Below are 20,731 nucleotides of genomic sequence, written 5' to 3'. Positions count from 1 at the left end.
AAAACACCGGGGTTAACGCCCCGGTGTTTTTTTATGCCGCAAGAAAAAGGCTTACGCTGACTTGGGTTTGCCGCTCAGGTTGGCCCACATGAATTCACTTACCAGTGCGCTGTGGAACGCCGCCTGCTGCTTGTCGGCGGCGGCGCTGTGCCCGCCTTCGGTATTTTCATAGAAATAGGCCTGCTGATACCCCATCGCCTGCATGCGTGCCGCCATTTTGCGGGCGTGGGCCGGGTTGACCCGATCGTCGCTGGTCGCGGTATAGAACAGCACCGGCGGGTAGGTCGTCTGCGCCTGAATGTTGTGGTATGGCGAGAAGGTCCTGATGTAGGTCCACTCCTCCGGCTTGCTCGGATCGCCGTATTCGGCGATCCACGACGCGCCGGCGGAAAGCTGGGTATAGCGCTGCATGTCCAGCAGCGGCACTTCGCAGACGATGCAGCCGAACAGCTGCGGATACAGCGTCAGCATATTGCCCACCAGCAGGCCGCCGTTGCTGCCGCCGCGTGCGCCGAGATGCGGCGCCGAGGTCACCTTGCGTGCGATGAGATCTTCGGCCACAGCGGCGAAATCCTCATAGGCGCGATGGCGGTTCTGCTTGAGCGCCGCCTGATGCCAGGCCGGGCCGTATTCGCCGCCGCCGCGGATGTTGGCCACCACGTACACCCCGCCGCGCTCCAGCCAGGCCGGCGCCTTGCCGCCGAGATAGCCCGGCAACAGCGGCACTTCAAACCCGCCGTAGCCATACAGCAGCGTCGGCGTGCTGCCGTCCAGCTTGAGATCTTTGGCGGCGATCTGGAAATACGGCACGCGGGTGCCGTCCTTGGAGCGCGCGAAATGCTGGCTGACCTGATAGCCGGCGGCGTCAAAGTCCTGCGGCGCCTGTTTCAGCAGCGTCGCCTCACCGCCGTCGAGATTGCCCATATACAGCGAGGTCGGCTGCAGGAACCCGCTGACGGTCAGGAAATAGGCGTTGCTCTCTTCGTCGATGCCGCCGGCGGAAAGGGTGCTGATGGCGCCGGGGTTGCCCAGCGGACGACGCTGCCAGCTGCCGCCCTGCGGCGTCAGCACCTCCAGCCGGTTGACCACGTTATCCATGATGCTGAGGATCAGGTGATCGCGGGTGCCGCTGTAGCCGCTCAGCGCCTGCTCCGCCGTCGGGGTAAACAGCAGCTGCAGCTCGCGCTTGCCCGCCAGATAGTCATCGAAGTTGGCCGCCAGCAGCGAGCCGGACGGATAACGCTTGCCGCCCACTTCCCAGTCGCTGCTCGGTTTGATCAGCAGCCATTCCCGATGTGTGTCCAGCTCGGCGTCGGCCGGGATGTCGATTTTTTTCTGCCGACCATCCTGAGCCAGCAAGAAATAGTCACGGCGATAGAAGTCCAGGCTGCGGCCGACGAAATCGCGCTCAAAGCCCGGCGTGCGATCGTGATAGGCGAAAACCGCCATGTCCTCGGGCTGCGCTTCGTACAGCGTTTCGGCGGCGCTCAGCGGCGTGCCGCGCCGCCAGCGTTTGGCGATGCGCGCATAGCCGGACTGGGTCATCGAGCCGGGGCCGAAGTCGGTGGCGATGAACAGCGTGTCCCGATCGACCCAGGAAACCCGGCTTTTCGCCACCGGCACGTTGAAACCGTCTTTGACGAAACGTTTGGCAACCAGATCGAATTCGCGGATTTCGGTGGCGTCACCGCCGTCCGGCGACAGCTGCATCAGGCAATAACGGTATTCCGGCGCCAGCGGTTGCGAGCCCTGATAAACCCAATCCTTGCCCTCCGCTTTGCCCAACGCATCGATATCCAGCACCGTCTCCCAGGCCGGTTTGGCCTTGCGGTACTCGTCCAGCGTGGTGCGCCGCAGCAGGCCACGCGGGTTGGCCTGATCCTGCCAGAAGTTGTAATAGTACTTGCCGCGTTTGCTCACCCACGGGATCTGGGTGTCTTTATTGAGGATATCCAGGACTTCGCGCTCAATGCGCTGAAAGTCTTCGCCCTGACCGAAACGTGCCACGGTGCGCTGATTTTCCTGCTGCACCCATTGCAGCGCTTTTTTACCCTGCAGCTCTTCCAGCCACAGGAATTCATCGCCGGCGGCCGCGCCGCCCTCCGCCGCCATCGCCAGGCGGATACTGTTGGGTAATGAAGTCATCGCGAATACGGCTCCTGCGGTTTGCGCACTGAGTTTAATGAACTGACGTCGATTGGTGACCGGCAAAATCAAGCTCCTTTTGAGTCGGCTGCAACGCCGCCCCGTCATGGGCGACAGCCTGTGAAATAAGAGTCATTTTCAACAAGGTAGGCGTTTGGCGGCGCGGAGTCAAAGCCCACGGCCGCCGCGTTGAGTCAGGATTGAGGATAGTGGATCAGATCGTGGATACGCACCGTTTGTGAACCGGCGTTGCGGTAAGCATGCGGCCGATCTGCCTGAAAGCGCATCGCCTCGCCGGCCGCCAGGCTGTGCCACGCGCCGTCTATCGCCAATTCCAACCGGCCGCTGATCACGATCACATGCTCGATCACGCCCGGCTCATGCGGCGACGATTCGCTGAGCGCACCCGGCGCGAGATCGATGACGAACATATCGAAACCCAGCTGGCGATCGTAGGGAAACAGCGGCACCACGCGCATGTCGGCGTTGTCCTGATCGTACACCGGCAGATCGCCATAGCGGTGCAACGTCGCCTGCTGCTGCGCGGGTGAGGCCTCAAGAAAGGCGGAAAACGCCACGTTGAAACCGGTGGCGATCTTCCACAGCGTCGCCACCGTCGGGCTGGACTCGCCGCGTTCAATCTGCCCGAGCATCGCCTTGCTGACGCCGGTGTATTCCGCCGCCTGCGTCAGGCTCCAGCCGCGCTGTGCGCGCAGCGTGCGAAGGGTGTGCGCCAAATGGCCGGCAAGTTCCTGCATCCAGTTCTCCTCTGCGTGTCGAGCCAGATTATACCCGCTTGTGCGCTATAGCGCACGATGCTATGCTGATTTCTTGCCGTGCGTTATAACGCACAACCACCGATTGGAGCTGCTCATGCGCCCTGCCGTCACCCTGCGTCATCTGACCCTGCCCGCCATCATGGCCGGCTTTGTCGCCGTTCTGGTCGGTTACACCAGCTCTGCCGCCATCATTTTCCAGGCCGCCGCCGCCGCGGGCGCTACGCCGGCGCAGATCGGCGGCTGGCTGAGCACACTTGGGATCGCAATGGGCGTCACTTCCCTCGGGCTGTCGCTTTACTATCGCACCCCGATCCTCACCGCCTGGTCGACGCCCGGCGCGGCGCTGCTGGTCACCAGCCTGCCCGGCACGCCGATCAACGAGGCGATCGGGGTGTTTATCTTCGCATCGGGACTGATCCTGCTCTGCGGCGTCACCGGGCTGTTCGCTCGCCTGATGGATTATATTCCGCAGGCGATTTCCGCCGCGATGCTGGCGGGGATCCTGCTGCGTTTCGGGCTGGATGCCTTCGCTTCGCTGCAGCTCAATTTCCTCCTCAGCGCCGGTATGGGGCTGACCTATCTGCTCAGCCGCCGTTACCTGCCGCGCTACGCCATCGTATTGACGCTGGCGATTGGGCTGGCGATCGCCGCGCTGCAGGGCGATATCCAGCTGACGCAACAGACGCCGGCGTTCGCCGTGCCGGAATTTATCGCGCCGCATTTCAGCTGGCCGACGCTGCTCGGCATCGGCGTGCCCTTCTTCGTGGTGACCATGGCTTCACAAAACGCTCCCGGGATCGCTACGCTGCAGGCGGCGGGTTACCGTGTCCCCACCTCACCGCTGATCGCCTGGACGGCGCTGACCGCGCTGCTGCTGGCGCCATTCGGCGGTTTCTCGGTGTGCATCGCCGCCATTACCGCCGCCATTTGCATGGGGCCGGACGTGCATCCCGATCCGCAGCGGCGCTATATGGGCGCGGTGGCCGCCGGCGGTTTCTACCTGCTGGCCGGGCTGTTCGGCGGCGCCATCGGCCTGCTGTTCAGCGCGTTGCCGGTCGCCCTGATCCACACCATCGCCGGGCTGGCGTTGCTCGGCACCATCGGCGGCAGCCTGCAACGCGCGCTGCATGATGAAAAACAGCGCGACGCGGCGCTGATCGCCTTCCTCATCACCGCTTCCGGCGTCACGCTGCTCGGCATCGGTTCGGCCTTCTGGGGCATTGTCGGCGGCGCCATCGCCCATCTGCTGCTGTCGCTGCCGCGGCGAACCTCCGAGGCGTAACGGGCGGTCTACATTGACAAGCGACGCCGTGGCGCCTTCACTTTCTCTGTCGTCTGACTGTCAATTCACCTAATAAGTGACGCCGTCACCAAGGAAGCTTATGACTGAGAAAGCCGCGCTGTTGGCTCAGCGCCTGATACGCAATGTCGAACAGGTAGAGATGAAACATGACCGGCGGCCGCCGTTGTATGACAGCGTCGGCGCCCGTCTCGGCACCGGCACCGCCGCCGACAAGCTGGGCGCCTCTTTCGATTGTGTGGCGCCGGGCATGCGTTCCTGCCCCTACCATTTTCACTACGCTCAGGAGGAAATGTTCATCATTCTGGAGGGCAGCGGTACGCTGCGAGTGGCCGGAGAAATGCTGCCGATCGTCAGCGGGGATGTCATTTTCATTCCGCCGGGCCCGGAATACCCGCACCAGATCATCAACACTTCCGATGCGCCGCTGAAGTACCTGTCCGTCAGCACGCGCGAACAGCCGGAGCTGGTGATGTACCCGGATTCCGGCAAATACCAGGCGATGGCGCGCAGCGCAGACGGCGAGCAGGTGCGCTACCTGCAGCGCCCTTCAACCTCGCTCGATTACTGGCAGGATGAACCCTGAATCGCCGTCCGGCAACGGGATATCCAACGCGCGCGCCGCCAGTTCGGCCACGCGAAAGTCAATGTCAGCCGCCTGCCCGTCTTCCATGAACCAGGCGGCGGAGAGCCCCGACCAGGCCAGGATCCATTGCAGCAAGCGCCGGCGATCCAACCCGGCCAACCGGCACACCTGTTCCACGCGGCGCTGGAAAATGGCCGGATCGGTGGCGATACCGTAGTTGGGATTGCAGAAGATATTGGCGTAATCGAAGCCCCGTTCACCGTACAAACGCTTGGGGTCGATCGCCAGCCAGCCGCGTTCGCCGAAGTCGAGCACATTGTCATGGTGGATATCGCCGTGCAGCACGCTTTCTTCTCGCGGGCTGCTCAGCAATTCCGCCGCCGTTGTGGCGCTGAGGCGCAGCATGCCGCCGTGCGCCTGCGCCGCCGGCCACAGCGAGCTGAACCACTCCTGCAGCGGGATCAATTCGGGCAGCGGTGCCTCTCGCAGCGCATGCAAGGCGGCGATCGCCCGGCACAGGATCTGCGTGGCCTGTTCATCGTCGCCATCACGCACCAGCTGCGCCAACGAACCTTCGCCCTGCGCGCGCTCCAGCAGAATGCCGTCGTCGTGCCACGCCAGCACCAGCGCGGCGCCTTCCCCGCGCCACCAGCACATCAGCCGGCCACCGAAGCGCTCCTCCTGCTCGCGGGCGATCTTCAGCATGGCGGCCTCGCCCCGGTAACGCACCGGCATCAGCAGACTGCTGTGGGTTTCGAAGGCTTTGCCATCCTGTTCCAGTTGCCAGCGTTGCAGGTAGGGAGTAAAAATCGGGTTCATCGTCTCATGCGTCCTTGTGGCCGAGCTGCGCCGCACTGTCACATTCGGGTGAAGACGACGTATAAAATAAAGAGGGATGATACTCTCAAATATCATCGGTGCGCGGCGCCTGGCCGCCGTTTCTTCAGTATCCTAACCAAGTTTGTCGATTTTATTAACCGGTCTTGCGCGGGGTTTGACCATGACATCATTAAAACGCACGAATTATCCGCAGTTGCCGACGCCGGGCGGCCCCTATGTGCATGCGGTGCGCCACGGCGATCGCTTATACGTTTCCGGCTTGACGGCCTACGCCACCGACGCTCAGGGATTGAGCGCGCCGGAGCAAACGCAGGAGATCCTCGAACAGCTGGCCACCATTGCCGCCAGCGAAGGCGTCAACCTCAAAGCATTGATTAAAATCAGCGTGTTCCTGACCGACATCGCCGATCTGGCGGGCGTGCGCCCGGTGCTGTTTGACTATTTCGATGGCGCGCTGCCAGCCTGTTCACTGATGGCGGTCAGCGCGTTGTTCTCACCCGCGGTGTGTGTGGAAATAGAGGCGGTGATGGCGTTGCAGTAATGCGCGGCTAGAGCGCGCCCTCATCCGGCACGCAGGGGCCGATCTTGAACCAGGCTTTGGCGATCCTCCCCTGTTCCACTTCATAGATGGCGATGACATCCATTTTGCCGCGCCCCTGCGGGAAATTGCGCGTCACCACCTCCTGATCGACCACCATATTGCCTACCGCCATGCGTTTTATCCGTTCGCCATACAGACTCGGCTCCTGGAAACGCACCAGATGCCGTTCACGGATCGCCGCCTTGCCGCTGGCCAGCAGCGTGTCTGGATGCTCGTAATACTGGGCGTCGTCCGCCCAGCAGGCCATAAAGGCCTCGATGTCGCGGGCGTTATAGGCGTCAAGCTGTTGTTGAACCACATCCTGCGGGCGTGCCGTTTTATCGTTCATCACATCCTCCTGCCGAAGTTAACCGCCGCATGCGTCGAACCCATCACGTTAACCGCCCAGTGCTACAGCTTGATGACACGGCGAATTATGAATAAAAACCCAAAAATAACGAATAAATAACCTATCATGCCCAATGAACAATTCAAGCGCCCACGCATAAATTTTCTGCGCCGCGCCAGGGGCGGTGAAAACCGCATGACGCCGCGCGTTAATCTTTGCGACGGTGAGGGAAATTCTGCTAATTTAGCGTGAACAGCCTGACGATAACGAAACGCTATGCAGCAAAAACCGGTGTTGGACGAAGCCAGACAGTTAAAACGACTCAACGCCGCCACGCGGCGCCAATCCCATATGTACAAATGGATCGCGCTGATTGCGGCGCTGGATGCGCTGTTGGTGTTTTGGTATGACCGGGATATGCGCAACGTCACCTTCTCGGGAGCGGTTGCGCTGGTGTGCGGCTATTTGTGGATCCGCGATCGCAACAAGGCCCGGGGTTACCGGCGCGAGTTTGACCGCAAATTCGGCAAGCGCAGCGGCGATTAAGGCTGCATCGCCTCCAGCACTTTAGCACTGTCGACGATCTGCACGAACTTCACGATTTTGCCGGCGCGCAGCGTATAAATATGCGCAAAAGAGGCGCTGAAGGATTTGCCGGTGGCCCGGTAGGTGCCGTGATAAAAACCCTGAGCGATCACGTTGTCGCCGGCGTCGTAAAAGTGATCGACGTCGGCGCGGTAACCTTGCCATTCGCTGCCCAGGCGCTGATGCACGTTCTTGATGATGTTCTCCGGGCCGATATAGGTACCGGCGTAAGGGAAACCGGCGGCTTCGGTCCACTCGGCATCGGGGGCCAGCGCCGCCAGCAGATTGCGGCCGTTTTCTTCGGAGCTGCCTTCATAGGTTGCGCGCACTATTTCAAGAGGGGTTGGCATGTCTCTTCTCCCATGGCTGATGAGGATATTCCGGCCATCCCCGCGGACACAGGCTCTCACCAGGCGGAGACGGCGGAATTCGGCTATTCTAGGTTGCTTGTTTCGCTGCAAAAACCGCAGTTATGACAATAGTGGGTTGCACTTTAGTAAACAATAGCCGTTTTACTGTCATCCTCCCGGCATCCGGCACGGCTATGCTGATTGACCGATTTCCCCCAACAGGAGCTGAACGTGTCTTTACCCTCGCTGACGCAAGAGCTGTTACAACCGTTTTCCCCCTACCAGGCGCTGGCACAAACGTTGCTGCCGCTCACCCTCGAGTCGGACGACGGTTCGCATGACGTCGCGCACCTGCACCGGGTCTGGAAGAACTGCCGTCGGATCAGCAAGCAGGAAGGCGGCGACCGGCGCATTCTCTGCGCGGCGGTGCTGCTGCACGACGCCGTCGCGGTGGAAAAGAATTCGCCGCAGCGCCATCTGGCCTCGCGCATGGCGGCAGAGCAAGCCACGCTGACGCTGGCCCGGCTGGAATGGGCGCCGGCGGACATCGCGGCGGTGGCTCACGCCATTGAAGCGCACAGTTTTTCCGCCGGCATCCCGCCGCAAACGCTGGAGGCGAAGATCCTGCAGGATGCCGATCGCCTCGACGCTATCGGCCTTATCGGCGTGGCGCGCTGCTTCTATATCGGCGGCCGCATGCGCAGCGCGCTGTATGACGCCGCCGATCCGCGGGCCGAACATCGTCAATACGACGACAAGCGTTTCTGCCTCGACCACTTCGAAACCAAACTGTTCAAGCTGCAAGAAGGCTTCCAGACCGCCGCCGGGCGGCAGATGGCCGAACAGCGCACCGAACGCATGCGGCGCTTTGTCGACGATCTGCTGGAGGAGGTGTAATGCCGGCCTACGGGGCATTTTCGTTATGCCCATAACATTTTCGGTCATATAACGCCGCTAAACTGTAAGTCAACTTCACCGAACGGGCGGCACAGATGAAAAAGTTGACGTTGAAAGAGATGACGGAAAGCGAACAGCGGGAAGTGAAAACCGAATTGGACAAGGCGCGTAAAAGCCATGGCAGGCCGCTGACCAACGCCGAACAGCACAAGGTCAAGGATGAAGTGGTGGCGCGCATCATGGCCGCCAGAGCGAAGCTCGCCAAGGCGGAGCGTGCAGAACGCAAAGCCAACCGCTACCGGCCAAGTGGCGACACTTTCAGTTGGTCTGCCACCATCGGCTCCCGCCCGCCGCGCTGAGCCAACCCTCCCCGCCGCGGCGGGGATTTTTATTTATTAGCCAAACTCATCCTCACCGGCGAATCATGAATAACAATGTTATCAATCTGTTGTAAATTGACAGCCTGATGAAGAATATTCATTATCACCCCACTTCCCCTTTTCGCGAGACTGCCATGGCCTACCCACGCAACGCTGATATTCTGATGACGCCTGCGTTGCCCCTTGGCGGTTTGGCGGCGGTTACATCAAAGAAACAGACGCTCATTTGACCGGGGCGCGCTGTCCCGTCAGATGAGCTGACTGGATGGCACGCAACGCCCCGCCTTCAATTTTCTCATCTGGCTTCTCTGTCGGTCACACAGAAGGAATATTTTATGGCCTCATTTTCGGGTATTTGGGTGGCGATGGTTACCCCTTTCAATCACGACGCCGTCGACCTGCCGGCGGTGCAACGCCTGGCGCGGCACCTGCTCAACGCCGGCATCGATGGTCTGGTGGTCTGCGGCTCCACCGGTGAAGCCGCCGCGCTGAGCAAAGAAGAACAGCTGGCGGTGCTCGACGCCGTATTGGAAGTGGCGCCTGCACGCCAGGTGGTGATGGGCCTTTCCGGCAATAACATGGCCGCCACGCTGCAAATGCAGCAGGCCATTCAGCTGCGCGACATCGCCGGCGTGCTGATCCCGGCGCCTTACTACATCCGCCCTTCGCAATGCGGCCTGATCGACTATTTTACCCAGTTGGCCGACGCCTCCACCGTGCCGGTGATCCTGTACAACATTCCGCAGCGCACCGGCATCGCCATGGAGCTGGCCACGCTGCGCCGGCTCGCACGCCATCCGCGCATCACCGCCATCAAGGACTGCGGCGGCAACCCTGACACCACCATGGCGCTGATCGCCGATGGCGAAATCGATGTGATGACCGGGGAAGACAATCTGATCCTCACCACGCTGTGCCTCGGTGGCACCGGCGCCATCTCCGCCGCCGCGCATGTTCACCCGGAACGTTTCGTCCAGTTGGTGCAGCAGGTCGCCGCCGGCGATCTGGCTGCGGCGCGCAGCAACTTCTATGAGCTGCTGCCGATGATCCACCAGATGTTCAGCTTCCCGAATCCGGCGCCGGTCAAGACGGTGCTGGCCCAGCAGGGGCTGATCGCCAACGAGTTGCGTTCGCCGATGCAGGTGGCGCCGCCGGCGCTGCAGCAGCAGATCGCCGCGACGCTGGCGCAGCTGCAGCCCGCCGAGGCGATCGTCGGTTAAATTTGTTAGCTAAGCCGCTGTAATTTTGGTGCTATGGGACTACGATGAGAGGTTAAGCATGCCCGTCATTCGTCATCAACAAGGAGCTTCCGATGAAACTGTTCTATAAAGCCGGCGCCTGTTCGCTGTCCCCGCATATCGTGCTGCGTGAGGCAGGGCTGGATTTTACGGCGGAGAAGGTCGATCTGGCGCAGAAGAAAACCGAGAGCGGCGCCGATTACCTCGCCATCAACCCCAAGGGACAGGTCCCGGCGCTGCTGCTGGATGACGGCAGCCTGCTGACCGAAGGCGTGGCGATCGTGCAATATCTGGCGGACCGTGTGCCGGATCGCAACCTAATCCCGGCGGCGGGCACCCTGTCGCGCTACCACGCGATCGAATGGCTGAACTACATTGCCACCGAGCTGCACAAAGGATTCAGCCCGCTGTTCAACCCGAAAACGCCCGAGGAATACAAAACCATCGCGCGCGCCAGGCTGGAGCAACAGTTCAGCTATCTGGATTCGGTGCTGGCGAAGCAGCACTTCCTGTTGGGAAACCGTTTCAGCGTGGCCGACGCCTATCTGTTCACCGTGTTGCGTTGGGCGTTCGCCCTGCAGTTCGACGTGCGCAAACACGCCCATCTGGCGGCCTGGTTCGATCGCGTTGCGGCGCGCCCGGCGGTGGATGCGGCGCTGAACGCCGAAGGATTGAAGTAAACATTCGGCCCCGGTGGCTATCGCCGGGGCCCGTTGCACTTACAGTTTTACCGCTTTGAACTCGCTGCGCGGTTGCACGATCCGATCCTGCGCCGCCACTACCTGCAGTTCGTACTCGCCCATCGCCTGCGTGGTCAGCATCACCTCATACACGGCGGCGGTCACGTGCTCCAGCGCTTTATCCAGCGCCTCGCCCTTCAGCAGATCCACCAGCAGCAGACCACTGGTCAAATCGCCGACGCCGACCGGTTGACGCGAGCCGAAGTCCACCAGCGGCCGGCTGATGTGCCAGGCCTCCTCCGCCGTCACCAGCAGCATTTCAAAACAGTCGGCGTGATAGCCGGCCCGGGCCAGATGCTTGACCAGCACCAGCCGCGGCCCTTTGGCGATCAGTGCGCGGGCGGCCTGCACCGCATCGGCCACGTTGGTGACGGCCATCTGGCTCAGCATCTCCAACTCCAGCAGGTTCGGCGCCATCATGTCGCTGCACGGCAACGCCTGGCGGCAGTGAAACTCGGCCACGCCCGGCGCCACGATGCAGCCTTTTTCCGGATGTCCCATCACCGGATCGCAGAAATACCAGGCATTCGGGTTCGCCTGCTTAACCTGGCGCACGATCGCCAGAATATGGTCGCCCTGCTCCGGCGAACCGATATAGCCACTCAACACCGCATCACAGCGCTTCAGTTGATCGATATTGGCGATGCCCTGCGCGATCTCGGTCAGGTGATTGGCCGGCATGACGCAGCCGGTCCACTGGCCGTATTGCGTATGGTTGGAGAACTGTACCGTGTTCAGCGGCCAGACGTTGACGCCCATGCGGCGCATCGGAAATTCAGCCGCACTGTTGCCGGCGTGACCAAACACCACGTGCGACTGGATAGAAAGAATGTTTTTCATCGACAGAACTCGTTCGGAATACGGCAGCCGGGCGGCTGCGCAAAAATAAAGGGGCCGCCAGGGCCCCTTACCGTTATTATTCGCTTACTGCCAATCCACCAGGCAGTAGTGTTTCTTACCGCGGCGCAGCAGCGTGTAGCGGCCGAACAGACGGTCCGCGTCGCTGAAACGGTATTCGGCATCCGATTGTTTCTCGCCGTTGATGGTCACCGCGTTGGAGCCGATCATGGTGCGCGCCTGGCCGCGTGACGGCACCAGCTCGGCATTCACCAGCGCCTGCTGCAGATCGGCGTCGCGGTCCAGTTTGATGGTCGGCATGCCGTCCTGCGCCAGCTGGGCGAAGTCCGCTTCGGTCATGTCGTGCAGCGCACCGGAGAACAGACTCTGGGTGATGCGCTTGGCGGCCGCCAGGCCTTCCGCACCGTGCACCATGCCGGTCACTTCTTCCGCCAGCACGTACTGGGCGCGCGGCGCCTTGCCGCTGTTCTTGTCTTCTTCTTCCAGCGCGTTGATGTCTTCCAGGCTCATGAAGGTGAAGAACTTCAGGAAGCGGTAAACGTCGGCATCTGCGGTGTTGATCCAGAACTGGTAGAACTTGTACGGGCTGGTTTTTTCCGGCGCCAGCCAGACCGCGCCGCCTTCGGTTTTACCGAACTTGGTGCCGTCTGCCTTGGTGATCAACGGCACGGTCAGGCCGAACACCTGCTTCTGATGCTGACGACGCGTCAGATCGATACCCGAGGTGATGTTGCCCCACTGATCGGAACCGCCGATCTGCAGCTCCACCTGGTGGCGGTTGTACAGTTCGGAGAAATCGAAGCCCTGCAGCAGGTTGTAGGAGAACTCGGTGAAGGAGATGCCGGAGTCGTCGCGATTCAGGCGCTGCTTAACCGCTTCCTTGTTAATCATCTGGTTGACGGAGAAGTGCTTGCCGATATCACGCAGGAAGGTCAGCACGTTCATGCCGCCGAACCAGTCGTAGTTGTTGGCCGCGATAGCGCTGTTGCTGCCGCAGTCGAAATCGAGGAACGGGGAAACCTGTTTGCGGATCTTCTCGACCCACTCGTTCACCGTATCGGTGGTGTTCAGCTTGCGCTCCGCCGCTTTGAAGCTCGGATCGCCGATGAGGCCGGTGGCGCCGCCCACCAACGCTACCGGCTTGTGGCCGGCCAGCTGGAAGCGCTTCAGGCACAACAGAGGAACCAGATGGCCCAAATGCAAGCTGTCAGCGGTCGGATCGAAACCGCAATACAGTGCAATTGGCCCTTGCGCCAGTCGCTCCGCTAACGCTTCCTCATCCGTAACCTGGGCAACGAGGCCCCGCTCTTGCAGTTGTTTAATCAAGTTGCTGCTTGCCATCAATGACTCCATGTATAAACGAATGCACCTTTGCCGGTACACGGCCTTTCGCCCAGTGGCGAAATAAAAATTCAGGGTAGCGCATAGAATAAAGCGCCGGCGGCATCAGCACCAGCGCTTAGAGAGGATTTTCCGCCTTCAGGGTGCCAGTCGGTCAATTTTCCAGTCATTCCCGTCCCGCTGATACAGGAAACGGTCATGCAGGCGATGGGCGCCACCCTGCCAGAACTCGACGGAGTCGAATTTCACGCGGAATCCGCCCCAGAAACTCGGCAACGGCACCTCGCCCTGCTGGAACTTCTGCTTCAGCTCGAGGAATTTGCTTTCCAGCACGCCGCGCGCGGAAATGCGCGACGATTGCTGCGAGACCCAGGCGCCGATCTGGCTGTCCTTCGGCCGGCTGTTGAAATACTTCAGCACGTCGAGCGTCGACAGACGCTCCGCCTGGCCGAGGAAAATCACCTGGCGATCGAGCATGTGCCAGGGGAACAGCAGGCTGATATGCGGGTTGTGCGCCAGCTGTTGCGCCTTGCGGCTGCCGAGGTTGGTGTAGAACACCAGCCCCTGCTCATCGAAATGCTTCAGCAGCACGATGCGTTGATAAGGCTGGCCGTGTTCGTCGACGGTGGCGACGCACATGGCGGTGGGATCCGCAAGGCGCGCGTCGCAGGCCTGTTTCAACCAACGCTCGAACAGTTCGAGCGGGCTGGCGGTCAGATCGTTGCGGCGCAGGCCGCCCCGGGTGTATTCACGGCGCAGGTCCGCAACATCAAACTCATTCTTTTCAATCATCTGGGTTATCGACCAACTGAAAAAATCCGTCGTTACATTCTGCGCCTGCGGCGTCAGGAACTCAATCGCTCCGACGCCGCCGTCAACCCTCACTCCGTCAACACGCAGTCGCTCATGACTACCTTGCCGTTGCGCTCAAGATAGGCGTTACGGTCTTTCGACCAAAAAGTGTATTTGCCGTCGCTGTATTTGGCGCCGGTCAGCGCCAGCACCTGCTTGAGATGCAGCTGCTCGCCATCCATCAGCAGGCTGACTTCGCTCGCCTTGCCGTCGAGCGCCACCGTCAGCGGCGTAGTGCCGCACTGGTAGTGCATCGTCTGGCTGCTCTGCGGCAGGATGTAGCTGCAGCCGGACAGCGCCAGCGCGCCGGCGACGAAAATGACTTTTTTCATGCTGTTGCTCCTTAGAAAAATCCTTCACAGGCTATCCTAACAGAGCTAACGGCCCCCCAATGGCAAAACCGGATAAATCCCACCCAGCACCGTTTCACGGCTGGCGCCGGTTACCGAAGGCAGGTTGCCGGCCTGGCCGGACAGCGTACGGAAGGCCAGCCAGGCAAAGGCCAACGCCTCCATGTCGTCACCGCTGACGCCGAAATCGTCGGTCAGCCCGACCTCAGTGCCCGGCAGCAGCGCCGACAAACGCGCCATCAGCAGCGTGTTGCGTGCCCCGCCGCCGCACACCAACAGACGCTCGCACCCGCCGGCCAGCTGCACCTGTTCGCTAATGCTGACGGCGGTCAGCTCCGTCAGCGTGGCCTGCACGTCGACCGGCGCAATCGCCGGTAGTCCGGCCAGCTGCCGCTCCAGCCAAGCGATATTGAAATACTCGCGGCCGGTGCTTTTCGGCGCCGGTTGCGCGAAGTACGGATCCGCCAGCATCTGCTGCAACAACGGCAAGCAGACTCGCCCCTGCATCGCCCAGCCGCCGTCCTGATCATAAGGCTGCGCGCGGTGGCGCCACACCCAGGCGTCCATCAGCATGTTGCCCGGCCCGGTGTCGAAACCGCGCACCGGCGCACCGGGCAACAGCAGAGAGAGGTTAGCAATGCCGCCGACGTTTAGCACCATGCGCCGCTCGACGGGATGCCCCAGCAGCGCCTGATGAAACGCCGGCACCAGCGGGGCACCCTGCCCGCCGTACGCCATGTCGCGCCGGCGGAAATCGCCGACGGTGGTGATATTGGTCAGCGCGGCGATGCGGTTGTTATCGCCGAGCTGCATCGAGAAACGCGCGTTACCTTCCGGTTCGTGCCATACCGTCTGGCCGTGGCAGCCGATAGCGGTGATATGATCCGCGTCAATGCCGGTTTGCTTCAGCAGGCCGAGCACCGCCTCGCCAAACAGCGTGCCCAGCTGTGCGTCCAACCGGCCGACGGCGGCCAGCGTGGTTTGCTGCCCCTGGCACATCCCCAGGATCTCTTTTTTCAGCGCGATCGGCATCGGATGGCTATAGCTGGCCTGCTGCGCCACCATGCGATCGTCAATCGCGGCCAATACCACATCGATTCCGTCCAGACTGGTGCCGGACATGACGCCTATATAGCGGCCTGACTTCATAGCAACATCCTCTAACCCGCACGGTAAGCAAATTTTATCCTGACAAATAAACCAGAATTGACGAATTAACGCCATGAATTATGATGCTTTTTTTACGCACCGTGAGCCAGATGCGTCTCTGTGGCACATTTTATGTGTTAAACCGTGCGTTAACCGGCAACGGAATGTCGGTGAGGCTGTCATAAAGGTAAACCGCGGTTTATTATTGGTTGAACAGAGAAAAGTTAAGCTGCGTGCAGCGATGAGGCATGGCGCTGTATCAACTTTCAGCCATACTTTGTCTATCATTTTCACTGAATCTTGCCTGGTGAGCATTGCCAGGTTATGGACTACTACCATCAGGAGTTTTATATGATCAAGCGTCTTCTCGTCGTTGCCGTCGCCGCCGTTACGTTGGCTGGGTGTGCCAATGAATCCATGTCCGGCGATGTCTACTCGTCCTCGCAGGCCAAGCAGGTGCAGAACGTCACTTACGGGACGCTGGTTTCCGTGCGTCCGGTTAAAATTCAGGGCGGCGAAGGCTCCAACGCCTTGGGGATGATCGGCGGCGCGGTAATTGGTGGGTTGTTGGGCAACACCGTTGGCGGCGGCACCGGCCGTACGTTGGCTACCGCGGCGGGCGCTATCGCCGGCGGCGCGGCGGGCAACAGCATCGGTGAAGTGGCCGGTCGTACCTCAGGCTACGAGCTGGAAATCAAAACCGACCAGAAAGAGAACATCGTGGTGGTGCAGAAAGCAGGCGACACCAAGTTCAGCCCGGGTCAGCGCGTGCGCATGGCGCGCATGGGCGACACCATCACCGTCTCTCCGCTGTAAGTCAGCAGGCGGCACACGGCAAACCGGAGGCAATCGCCTCCGGTTTTATTTCTGATGCTGTGAAACTGTAATCGTAGAAAAATAAGAATATTATTATTTGTTCTGCAGTTCGGTGATATTTTGTTCTAACTTGCCAATCAGCCCTACCAACAGATGCACTTCGTCGGCGGTAATGCCGCTTAAAATCTCACTGCGTGTAGACGTGATCACACTGTCCACTTCCCTGATGATCGGATCGGCCGCTTCGGTCAGCTTGATGCGCTTCGCGCGGCGATCGTTGGCACAGGTGTGACGCGTGATCAGCCCCTTCTCCTCCAATTGGTCCAGCGTGCGAACCAGTGACGGTTGCTCGATACCGATCGCCTTGGCCAATTGGATTTGCGACTGCTCCGGCGGCAAACGATTGATATTGTGCAAAGTGACCCAGTGCGTTTGGGTCAGCTCCAACGGCTTGAGCCGATGATCGATGAGCGCGCGCCAAACACGAACTAATCGTGCTAAATCTGAACCTAATGTTGACTCCACTTCCCCCTCCTTATAATTAGCATGCTAACATTACCTCCCAGAGTTTAGACTATTTTGGGTAACTCACATTAAAAACACAAATGTATATAATGTATATTGTGGAAATAGCCACTATTTTCGGCCGTTATCGTTTAATCGTTATGCAAATATTCAACATATTCACCCTTAGGGATTGTTAATGTGAATACATCATGGTTACACACCTCATCCCCCTTACCCGATTTGGTCCTGGGGGCATCGCTTTATTTTCCACCTATATTTAAAGCTTTTTTACTAGGACTGGTCTTATGGCTGCTGATTCATCAACTGCTGAGAGACTGGATGTATTCCGGTGAAATCTGGCATCCCATGTTGATGGACCTGTCCATTTTCGTTCTGACCGTCAGCGGTTCCTTATGGATTTTAGCGAGTTGGTAACCCATGCAGCATAAAACATTAAAATACTTCTCTACGGTGATCGTCTGCGCCATTGCCGTCTGCGCCGGTTGGTGGCTCTGGAATTATTATATGCAATCCCCATGGACCCGTGATGGAAAAGTGCGCGCCGAACTCGTCAATATCACCCCTGAAGTCTCTGGAAGATTAGAGAAAATAAGCGCGAATGACAATCAGTTCGTACCTGCGGGAAGTCTGATTTTTACCCTCGACCCGGTGCCCTACCAGATCGCGCTGGACAATGCCGAGGCCGCGGTGGCAAAAGCGCAATCGGATCTGGCCAAGGCAGACCACGAAGCCGCCCGACGCCGCGGGTTGCCGCGCAACGTTATTTCCGCTGAAGATTTGGACGAGTCCAATTTAGCCGCTCAGGCAATGAAGGCCGCCTATAAAGCCGCCCTGGCCAACCTGGAACAAGCCAAATGGAATTTGAGCAAAACTAAAATTTACGCGCCGACCGACGGTTATATCACCAATCTGCAGGCGCGGGTCGGGAACTACGCCAACGCCGGCACGCCTTTGGTCGCGTTGGTGGATGTCCATTCGTTTTATGTACTCGGTTATTTCGAAGAAACCAAGCTGAAACATATAAAAGAAGGCAATAAAGCCGATATTGTCTTATATAACGGCAACACCCCGCTGCAGGGAGAAGTAGAGAGTATCGGCCGCGCCATTTACGATCAGAGCGTTGACAGCAACAACGATCTATTAATGGATGTTAAGCCCAATGTTCCCTGGGTGCGTTTGGCTCAGCGCGTGCCGGTGCGGATAAAATTGCTCAACGTGCCCGCCGATTTGACGCTGGTTGCCGGCACCACCTGCACCATTTCGATTCATCAGCGGAACTAAAGTGTGAACCTGCCCTTTCTGGAGTGGAGCCGTACCCCCTGGGGTAAGGCGACCGGCGGCCAATGGCGCTATGCGCTGCGCAACTCGCTGGCGATGTGTCTGGCGCTGTGGGTCGCGTTCGTGCTCGAACTCGACGAACCCTATTGGGCGCTTACCTCCGCCGCGGTGGTGAGCTTCCCCACCATCGGCGGCGTGATCAGCAAAAGCATCGGCCGCATCTTCGGCAGCCTGGTGGGCGCCGCCGCCTCGGTGGCGATCGCCGGCCACTGCCTGAACGATCCCTGGCTGTTTACGCTGTTCATCGCCGCCTGGATCGGGTTGTGCACCTACGTCTCCAACCATTACCAAAACAACGTCTCTTATGCCTTCGCGCTGGCGGGCTATACCGCCGCCATCATCGCCTTCGGCACGGTCAACGTCACCGATACCCAGCAGATCTTCGACATCGCCCAGGCGCGAGTTTGCGAAGTGATCACCGGCATTCTGTGCGGCGGGTTGATGATGATGATCCTGCCCAGCACCTCCGACGGCGAAGCCCTGATGACCTCGCTGCGGCGCATGCAACTGCGCCTGCTGGAGCACGCCGCCATGCTGTGGCAGCCGGAGGTCACCGCGCAGATGCGCACCTCGCACGAAGGGGTCATCGGCCAGATCCTGACCATGAACCTGCTGCGCATTCAGGCATTCTGGAGCCACTACCGGCTGCGGCGGCAAAATAACCTGCTCAACTATCTGCTGCACCAGCAGCTGCGCATTACCAGCGTCATCTCCAGCCTGCGCCGCATGCTGCTGAACTGGCCGGATCGCCCCGTCAATCTGATGCCGGTGCTGACGCAACTGCTGGACGAGCTGCGCGATCCCGCCACCGATAAATATCGCTTGGCGCGCCTGCTCCAGCAGATCGCGCCGCACGATCCCGCGGACTATCGCCATCGCGCCTTCTGGCTGCGGTTGCGCGATTTCTGTTGGCTTTACCTGCGCTGCAGCCGCTGGCTGCGGCGGTTGGAAAGCGCCACGGCGGTCAGCGATCTCCAACCGCCGCGCGCCACTTCGCTGGCGCGCCATACCGACAGCTATGAAGCCGCCTACAATGGCCTGCGCACCTTTTTGTGCATCGTGATCGGCTGCGCCTACTGGATCAACACGCAATGGGACGCCGGCAGCGCGGCGCTGACGCTCACCGCCATCAGCTGCGTGCTCTACTCCTCCACGCCTTCGCCGATCAACAGCGTCAGCACCTTGCTCAAGGCGGTGCTGCTGCTCTCGGTCGCCTGCTTCGTGGTGAAATTCGGTTTGATGATCCAGATTGACGATTTCTGGGTGTTCTGCGCCTTCCTGTTCCCGATCCTGGTGACCATGCAGATGCTCAAGCTGCAGAACCCGCCTTATGCCGCGCTTTGGGGGCAGCTGATCGTCTTTATGGGCTCGTTTCTGACCGTCAGCAATCCGCCGAGCTATGACTACCAGTCCTTTATCAATGACAACATCGCTAAAGTCGTCGGCGTGCTGCTGGCCGGGCTGGCGTTTCAGATCCTGCGCCCCAGCTCGGACAAACGCAAAAGCCGCCGCATTATCCGCGCGCTGCGGCGCGACTTTATCGATCAGTTGAGCAAACGGCCGCAGCAGAGCGAAAGCCAGTTTGAATCGCTGATCTACCATCGCATCAGCCAGCTCAATCAAAGTCAGGATCAGGAGGCGCGCACCTGGTTACTGCGCTGGGGCGTGGTGCTGCTCAACTGCAGCCATATCGTCTGGCAACTGCGCGACTGGCAAACCCGATCAGATCCGCTGTCGGCGGTGCGCAACGTCTGTATCCACTGCCTGCGCGGCATCATGACGGAGAAAGGCGTGCAGCACAGTTCGCTGGACGCCACGCTGCAGGAATTGCTGCGCATGAGCAACGCGCTGGCGCACCACCCGGAACAGGCGGCGCGCGATCTGGCTGGCCTGATTTGGCGGCTCTACTGCTCGCTGCAGCAGTTGCAACAGGCGATGGGCCAGCCCGCCGCCACACCGGCCGTTAGCGGCGGGTGATCACTTGATCACGCCGCAGGCGAAGCGCGCACCGCCGCCGCCGAGCGGCTGTGGATGATCCGAGTGGTTATCGCCGCCGGCGTGCACCATCAGCGCCTTGCCCTCAATTTCGCTGATTTTTTTCAGCCGCGGCGCCAACACCGGATCGTTCGCCATGCCGTCGGCGGTCACATAGATGGCCGGCAAATCGCCCAGATGCCCGTCGGCATAGGGTCCGAGGTGTTTCCCGGTTTTTTGCGGATCAAAATGCCCGCCAGCCGCCAGCGCCGCCACCGCCTTGCCGTCCTTCATGCCCGGCTCGCAGCTGCCTTTCTCATGCACATGGAAACCGTGCACCCCGGCCGGCAAGGCTTTCAGGCTCGGCGTGAACAGTAAGCCGTAAGGCGTTTCGCTGATGGCCACTTTGCCGATATCCTGACCGATACCCTGCCCGGTCACCAAATTCATCTCAACGTCGACCGTCGCCGCCTGAGCGGCCCCGCAGGCCATCAGGCCAAGCGCCGCATACCAATAACGTTTCATCAATCAGTCTCCTTAATGACTATATCGAGTTATCAGTATAGGAGAGCCAACGCCAGCACTGTTAACCAACGCACAATCTCGCCAATTTGATTCGCGGGCCTAATATTTAGCACCAATAATAATTCTACCGATGTTGGTCCTCTGACCAGCTGTCGTTCGGCTAACGTTGTTTCCCTGTTTCCACCGCCGACGCGCGAGAGTTCACTTCCCGGCCAGGCGGCATACTTCATA

The 20,731-nt window shown here is 60.2% G+C and carries 24 protein-coding genes; 12 read left to right on the top strand and 12 right to left on the bottom strand.

Going from position 1 to position 20,731, the window contains the following annotated elements:
• Positions 1–51 precede the first annotated feature (51 nt).
• Positions 52–2,145 carry a prolyl oligopeptidase family protein gene (locus GT753_RS07200; protein ID WP_160125432.1) on the bottom strand — a complete coding sequence of 698 codons (2,094 nt, stop codon included), beginning with the start codon at positions 2,143–2,145 and terminating at the stop codon, positions 52–54.
• Between the two features lie 194 nt (positions 2,146–2,339).
• Entirely contained in the window at positions 2,340–2,903 is a 564-nt protein-coding gene (locus GT753_RS07195) for a helix-turn-helix domain-containing protein (RefSeq protein WP_015377747.1), read from the bottom strand.
• 115 nt (positions 2,904–3,018) lie between these two features.
• Here GT753_RS07195 and GT753_RS07190 point away from each other — a divergent pair, with 115 nt between their 5' ends.
• Both GT753_RS07190 and GT753_RS07185 read left to right on the top strand, forming a co-directional pair.
• On the top strand, positions 3,019–4,206 hold the full coding sequence (locus GT753_RS07190) for a benzoate/H(+) symporter BenE family transporter (protein WP_049240175.1): 1,188 nt from the start codon (positions 3,019–3,021) through the stop codon (positions 4,204–4,206).
• 100 nt (positions 4,207–4,306) lie between these two features.
• Positions 4,307–4,810 (top strand): cupin domain-containing protein, encoded by a 504-nt coding sequence (locus GT753_RS07185; protein ID WP_004938395.1) that lies wholly within the window; start codon positions 4,307–4,309, stop codon positions 4,808–4,810.
• On the opposite strand, the gene GT753_RS07180 is transcribed toward GT753_RS07185, so the two are convergent.
• Positions 4,775–5,620, bottom strand: coding sequence for an aminoglycoside phosphotransferase family protein (locus GT753_RS07180; RefSeq protein ID WP_371732147.1), 846 nt, complete (start codon positions 5,618–5,620; stop codon positions 4,775–4,777). The two genes, GT753_RS07185 and GT753_RS07180, sit on opposite strands and share 36 nt — an antisense overlap.
• A 190-nt stretch (positions 5,621–5,810) precedes the next feature.
• Between GT753_RS07180 and GT753_RS07175 the strand changes: the two genes are divergently transcribed.
• Positions 5,811–6,191, top strand: a complete 381-nt coding sequence (locus tag GT753_RS07175; RefSeq protein WP_015377745.1) for a RidA family protein — start codon at positions 5,811–5,813, stop codon at positions 6,189–6,191.
• A 7-nt stretch (positions 6,192–6,198) separates the two neighbouring features.
• Here the strand turns inward: GT753_RS07175 and GT753_RS07170 are convergent, their stop codons facing one another.
• Positions 6,199–6,579 (bottom strand): nuclear transport factor 2 family protein, encoded by a 381-nt coding sequence (locus GT753_RS07170; protein ID WP_015377744.1) that lies wholly within the window; start codon positions 6,577–6,579, stop codon positions 6,199–6,201.
• A 276-nt stretch (positions 6,580–6,855) separates the two neighbouring features.
• Here GT753_RS07170 and GT753_RS07165 point away from each other — a divergent pair, with 276 nt between their 5' ends.
• The gene (locus tag GT753_RS07165; RefSeq protein WP_004938382.1) at positions 6,856–7,125 is read left to right on the top strand and encodes a hypothetical protein; all 270 of its coding nucleotides are present in this window, start codon (positions 6,856–6,858) and stop codon (positions 7,123–7,125) included.
• Here GT753_RS07165 and GT753_RS07160 read toward each other — a convergent pair.
• On the bottom strand, positions 7,122–7,514 hold the full coding sequence (locus tag GT753_RS07160; RefSeq protein ID WP_004938379.1) for a nuclear transport factor 2 family protein: 393 nt from the start codon (positions 7,512–7,514) through the stop codon (positions 7,122–7,124). The genes GT753_RS07165 and GT753_RS07160 overlap by 4 nt on opposite strands.
• A gap of 201 nt (positions 7,515–7,715) precedes the next feature.
• On the opposite strand from GT753_RS07160, the gene GT753_RS07155 reads away from it, so the two are divergent.
• The 4 genes from GT753_RS07155 (at position 7,716) to gstA (ending at position 10,709) form a co-directional block, all read left to right on the top strand.
• A complete protein-coding gene (locus tag GT753_RS07155; protein WP_049810972.1) occupies positions 7,716–8,411 on the top strand; it encodes an HD domain-containing protein in 696 nt (231 codons plus the stop codon).
• 95 nt (positions 8,412–8,506) lie between these two features.
• Positions 8,507–8,770, top strand: a complete 264-nt coding sequence (locus GT753_RS07150) for a DUF3811 domain-containing protein (protein WP_004938373.1) — start codon at positions 8,507–8,509, stop codon at positions 8,768–8,770.
• A 356-nt stretch (positions 8,771–9,126) separates the two neighbouring features.
• The gene (gene dapA, locus GT753_RS07145; RefSeq protein WP_160125430.1) at positions 9,127–10,011 is read left to right on the top strand and encodes a 4-hydroxy-tetrahydrodipicolinate synthase; all 885 of its coding nucleotides are present in this window, start codon (positions 9,127–9,129) and stop codon (positions 10,009–10,011) included.
• A gap of 92 nt (positions 10,012–10,103) precedes the next feature.
• Positions 10,104–10,709, top strand: a complete 606-nt coding sequence (gstA, locus tag GT753_RS07140) for a glutathione transferase GstA (protein WP_004938367.1) — start codon at positions 10,104–10,106, stop codon at positions 10,707–10,709.
• 39 nt (positions 10,710–10,748) lie between these two features.
• Here the strand turns inward: gstA and pdxY are convergent, their stop codons facing one another.
• The 5 genes from pdxY to anmK form a co-directional block, all read right to left on the bottom strand.
• Positions 10,749–11,609: a pyridoxal kinase PdxY gene (gene pdxY / locus GT753_RS07135; protein ID WP_015377741.1), complete on the bottom strand. Its 861-nt coding sequence runs from the start codon at positions 11,607–11,609 to the stop codon at positions 10,749–10,751.
• A gap of 84 nt (positions 11,610–11,693) precedes the next feature.
• Complete coding sequence (tyrS, locus tag GT753_RS07130; protein ID WP_015377740.1) at positions 11,694–12,968, bottom strand: tyrosine--tRNA ligase; 1,275 nt, start codon at positions 12,966–12,968, stop codon at positions 11,694–11,696.
• Between the two features lie 138 nt (positions 12,969–13,106).
• Entirely contained in the window at positions 13,107–13,760 is a 654-nt protein-coding gene (gene pdxH, locus GT753_RS07125) for a pyridoxamine 5'-phosphate oxidase (RefSeq protein ID WP_004931292.1), read from the bottom strand.
• Between the two features lie 89 nt (positions 13,761–13,849).
• Positions 13,850–14,152, bottom strand: coding sequence for an MliC family protein (locus GT753_RS07120; protein ID WP_004931294.1), 303 nt, complete (start codon positions 14,150–14,152; stop codon positions 13,850–13,852).
• 45 nt (positions 14,153–14,197) lie between these two features.
• Positions 14,198–15,319 carry an anhydro-N-acetylmuramic acid kinase gene (anmK, locus tag GT753_RS07115; protein WP_160125429.1) on the bottom strand — a complete coding sequence of 374 codons (1,122 nt, stop codon included), beginning with the start codon at positions 15,317–15,319 and terminating at the stop codon, positions 14,198–14,200.
• Between the two features lie 351 nt (positions 15,320–15,670).
• Between anmK and GT753_RS07110 the strand changes: the two genes are divergently transcribed.
• The gene (locus tag GT753_RS07110) at positions 15,671–16,135 is read left to right on the top strand and encodes a glycine zipper 2TM domain-containing protein (protein ID WP_025159710.1); all 465 of its coding nucleotides are present in this window, start codon (positions 15,671–15,673) and stop codon (positions 16,133–16,135) included.
• Positions 16,136–16,228: 93 nt separating this feature from the next.
• On the opposite strand, the gene slyA is transcribed toward GT753_RS07110, so the two are convergent.
• Positions 16,229–16,660 carry a transcriptional regulator SlyA gene (gene slyA / locus GT753_RS07105; RefSeq protein ID WP_004931301.1) on the bottom strand — a complete coding sequence of 144 codons (432 nt, stop codon included), beginning with the start codon at positions 16,658–16,660 and terminating at the stop codon, positions 16,229–16,231.
• Positions 16,661–16,840: 180 nt separating this feature from the next.
• On the opposite strand from slyA, the gene GT753_RS07100 reads away from it, so the two are divergent.
• The 3 genes from GT753_RS07100 to GT753_RS07090 are packed head-to-tail and all read left to right on the top strand — an operon-like array spanning position 16,841 to position 19,978.
• The gene (locus GT753_RS07100) at positions 16,841–17,077 is read left to right on the top strand and encodes a DUF1656 domain-containing protein (RefSeq protein WP_004931303.1); all 237 of its coding nucleotides are present in this window, start codon (positions 16,841–16,843) and stop codon (positions 17,075–17,077) included.
• 3 nt (positions 17,078–17,080) lie between these two features.
• On the top strand, positions 17,081–17,944 hold the full coding sequence (locus GT753_RS07095) for an HlyD family secretion protein (protein WP_015377735.1): 864 nt from the start codon (positions 17,081–17,083) through the stop codon (positions 17,942–17,944).
• A gap of 3 nt (positions 17,945–17,947) precedes the next feature.
• Complete coding sequence (locus tag GT753_RS07090; RefSeq protein ID WP_160125428.1) at positions 17,948–19,978, top strand: FUSC family protein; 2,031 nt, start codon at positions 17,948–17,950, stop codon at positions 19,976–19,978.
• Here GT753_RS07090 and sodC read toward each other — a convergent pair whose 3' ends face one another.
• Complete coding sequence (gene sodC / locus GT753_RS07085; RefSeq protein ID WP_015377733.1) at positions 19,979–20,500, bottom strand: superoxide dismutase family protein; 522 nt, start codon at positions 20,498–20,500, stop codon at positions 19,979–19,981.
• Between the last annotated feature and the right edge of the window lie 231 nt (positions 20,501–20,731).

Origin of the sequence: Serratia sp. Z4, assembly GCF_009900725.1 — a bacterium.
In the GTDB taxonomy this organism is placed as follows: domain Bacteria; phylum Pseudomonadota; class Gammaproteobacteria; order Enterobacterales; family Enterobacteriaceae; genus Serratia; species Serratia nematodiphila.
The sequence above is the reverse complement of the archived record's forward strand: the minus strand, read 5'-3'. Positions and strand labels throughout refer to the sequence as shown.